Source organism: Holdemanella sp. (assembly GCF_056804935.1).
The window spans coordinates 1-3,254 of record NZ_DBMEXE010000183.1 but is presented as its reverse complement, the minus strand read 5'-3'; the positions used below and the strand labels follow the sequence as shown (position 1 = coordinate 3,254).

Below are 3,254 nucleotides of genomic sequence, written 5' to 3'. Positions count from 1 at the left end.
AAGGAAGTTTTAAATTATTAATTCATGTAAAGGAAAGGAAAATATGAAAATGAGTAAGGTTAAATTATTTTTTTCAGGAGTTGTATTTTTTGTTTTAGTTGATTTTTTACAAAGCTATCGAAAGAAGTTAATGTGTTTAAACCATCCAAAGGGAATGGAACTAGTTTGGATTGATAATTTAAAAATGCCTTACTGCATTCTTGTGGCTGGATTAATCGCATTACTTGTTTTCTTGATTTTGGATCGCAAGAAAGTGGATTTAGATAAGCTTCAAGAAGAATATGTTCGTTCTAGATTGAGCCAAGGTACATTGGAAAGTGTTGATTTATTAGATGCGACGAGTAAGCATGATTTTTATCAAGAGCGTATTCAGAATTTTACGTATGAGCAGAATCAGGATTGCCTTCACTACATGCAGGATAATGTTTCTAAGTCAAATGGAGTTAAAAGAAAAGTGCTTTTAGTATTAACTGCGATTGCTTTAGCTATCACACTATCTCCAATTTGGATACAGTATCGCGTGGTTAAAAGTATAGAGAAAGAAGAATATGCGGTAATTGAAGATACATACAATCAGATTATTGAGGAAGAGTATTTTGCAGTTCAAAATCTTCCGAAAATTCATATTGTTGCCGGAAGTAAATTGAAAGTGGGGGATGTACAAAGATATTTAAATGAATTTGTGAAGACACAGCCACAGTTTATGTTGGATAATTGTCAACAAATCAATTTGTGTTCACCAAAAAGGTTTAAAAAATATGCTCGTGAAGATGGTGTGGACATGGATAACCATGGCTTTGGAGTATATGGTTATGCCTCATTTGAAGATAAATCTATTACTCTACAAGTGGATCCAGATGAATACAACGATCAAAAAAGTCATGTCACACACGAACTGGCACATATTTATGACTATACACATTTCTCGCGTAGTGAGAAAAGATCTCCTGCATATAATTCGGAATGGATTGGTCTGTATAAAAGTAATCCTGATTGCTTAGGCGATTATGGGACTACGAATCCAGGTGAATTCTTTGCCGAAGCATCTGAATTGTATGTGAATGATCCAGAAGAATTAGAGGAATTGAATATAGATATCTATAATTATTTGAATAATTTATATCAAATGTACGAATGAGAAAGGAAATAGAAAAATGGATAAAATTATAAGTTTATTAATATTGTTAGTGTTATTTACGGGTTGTGCAGCTCAATCAACAAGTGCAGTGGATTATAACGATCCTTATTCAATACAAGAAGAAAACTATACGTCATATGAAGATTGGGTAGAGGAAGAATTGTCTATTATTCAATATTATACGGATTGCACCAATCAAGAATTGGAATATATCCGCCAAATCGCATTACAAGACCATGAATATTTTAGAGAACAAATGCGGTTATTCAATGAACAGGTGGATGCGTTTAATCAGCAGCAGGTTAATCAACAAAATGACATGGCACAACAACAATTTGATCAGCAGCAACAAATGTTTGATCAACAAGTACAGATGAGTAATGGATTCTAGAAGGAGAAAAAATATGGTTGTTAGAAAGATATTATATGTACTATTCTTGTTTATTCTATACTATTTTCATTCAGTGTTTTATTGGTAGAAACTAGTATTCGTAGATGTATAATTAGCAAAGAGGTAAATGCGATAATATGATTTTCTATTGTTCACTATGATTTTTTCTAAATTGAATAGGTGAAATGCCCGTTGCTTTTTTGAAGGCTTGGGCAAAATAGGATTGGCTCGTAAATCCTATGATGATGGATATTTCTGAGATTTGAAGATTGGTTGTAGAAAGTAGAACTTTAGCTTCTTGAATACGCTTTTGAATCATGTAGTTAATGGGAGAGATTCCCTTATATTGCTTAAAGGCATGTACAATGTGATATTTATTTAAGAAAGTGAGTTCACTTAAAGTGTCTAGTGTGATATCTTCTTTAAAGTGAGCATCAATATATTTTTCAATATAGACACAGTCTTTGTTGGCTTTATTAACGGGTGAAGATTTTAAACTAATGTTGGCCCTACGCATCAGGTTGATCAGTAATACTTCTAATAAGTTTTGGCATAACGATTGATATTCAGCATCTCTTGCCTTAACTTCCATTAGAATGGTTTTTAGATAAAACAATACTTCGTGTTTGTATTCATAATAGTTAGCAATACTACATCCTTGTTCTTCGTCTTCTTCTTTTGAAAAGAAGGTGACGCCTTCAATTCCCATAACAATGTATTCGAAGTTGATATTTTCAATACCACGCTCGGTATGGGATACCAATGGATTGACAATAACGAGATCGTCTTCTTTTACGGGATAGTTTTTGTTGTCTAAACTTAGAAGTCCATGGCCTTTTGTCACATAGAACATTTCTGTATATAAATGGGTATGTAGGGTGGAATTCCATTCGTGGTCGAACTTGGATTCGGTTATATATAGTAGTTTTGGTCGGGCTTTATTGAAGTCGACTTGGTCAATTTGAAAGCGTTGTGTACTCATAAAACACCTCTTTTTGTATTATTATATATTGTTTTCTTTTGTTTATCAATTTTGTCGTCAAAATTATTAAATCGCAATATATCTAAAATATAGAGCTATATTTTTATGATAAAGCGCCTTCAAATAGGCTATACTAGACTTGTCAAAAGAGGTTCATACGAATTTATGAGGAGGTAAAGTATGAAAAAAGTTATAACTGCTGGGTTATCATTTGCGATGGCAGCATCTATGTTAGCAGGATGTTCTAGCAAACCAGCTGAAAATTCTGATTCTGGAGATAAGCGAGTATTAAAATTTGATTCTTTCTCTGGTGGTAATGGTGAAGAAGTATTCACAAAATTGGCTAAGGCTTTTGAAAAGGCAAATCCAGATGTAGATGTTCAATTGCGTTTTGAAAAAGAATTGCCTGATGTATTGAATAAAGAAAATGCGAAGGGTGAATATTCTGATGTTGTTTACTATAACTTAGGTCAGCCTTCTGGATATACTGAAACTCAATTAAATACTCATGAAGTATTGGATATTTCAGATGTAGTTGAAGAAGTTGGTATGGATGAAAACTACGCAAATAGTAGTATCGTACAATATTATGGTGATGGAAAATCTTATTTGATGCCACTTAAGACAACTCCAGCTGGATTCTTCTATAATACTGAATTGGTTGGAGAAGGAAAGAAATATGAACTTCCAACAACTTGGGAAGAATTCTGGGCTTTAGGTGATCAAGCTAAGAAAGATGGTAT

The 3,254-nt window shown here is 33.0% G+C and carries 4 protein-coding genes; 3 read left to right on the top strand and 1 reads right to left on the bottom strand.

Features of this window, described 5'->3' with window-relative positions; all coding sequences use genetic code 11:
- Nucleotides 1-49: 49 nt before the first annotated feature.
- On the top strand, nucleotides 50-1,138 hold the full coding sequence (locus ACZQCL_RS07860) for a zinc-dependent peptidase (protein ID WP_482482627.1): 1,089 nt from the start codon (nucleotides 50-52) through the stop codon (nucleotides 1,136-1,138).
- Between the two features lie 16 nt (nucleotides 1,139-1,154).
- A complete protein-coding gene (locus ACZQCL_RS07855) occupies nucleotides 1,155-1,529 on the top strand; it encodes a hypothetical protein (RefSeq protein WP_117571680.1) in 375 nt (124 codons plus the stop codon).
- A 145-nt stretch (nucleotides 1,530-1,674) separates the two neighbouring features.
- On the opposite strand, the gene ACZQCL_RS07850 is transcribed toward ACZQCL_RS07855, so the two are convergent.
- Nucleotides 1,675-2,511, bottom strand: coding sequence for a helix-turn-helix domain-containing protein (locus tag ACZQCL_RS07850; RefSeq protein ID WP_329994552.1), 837 nt, complete (start codon nucleotides 2,509-2,511; stop codon nucleotides 1,675-1,677).
- A 180-nt stretch (nucleotides 2,512-2,691) separates the two neighbouring features.
- Here ACZQCL_RS07850 and ACZQCL_RS07845 point away from each other — a divergent pair.
- A partial coding sequence (locus tag ACZQCL_RS07845) for an ABC transporter substrate-binding protein (RefSeq protein WP_482482625.1) occupies nucleotides 2,692-3,254 on the top strand: 563 nt, incomplete at its 3' end.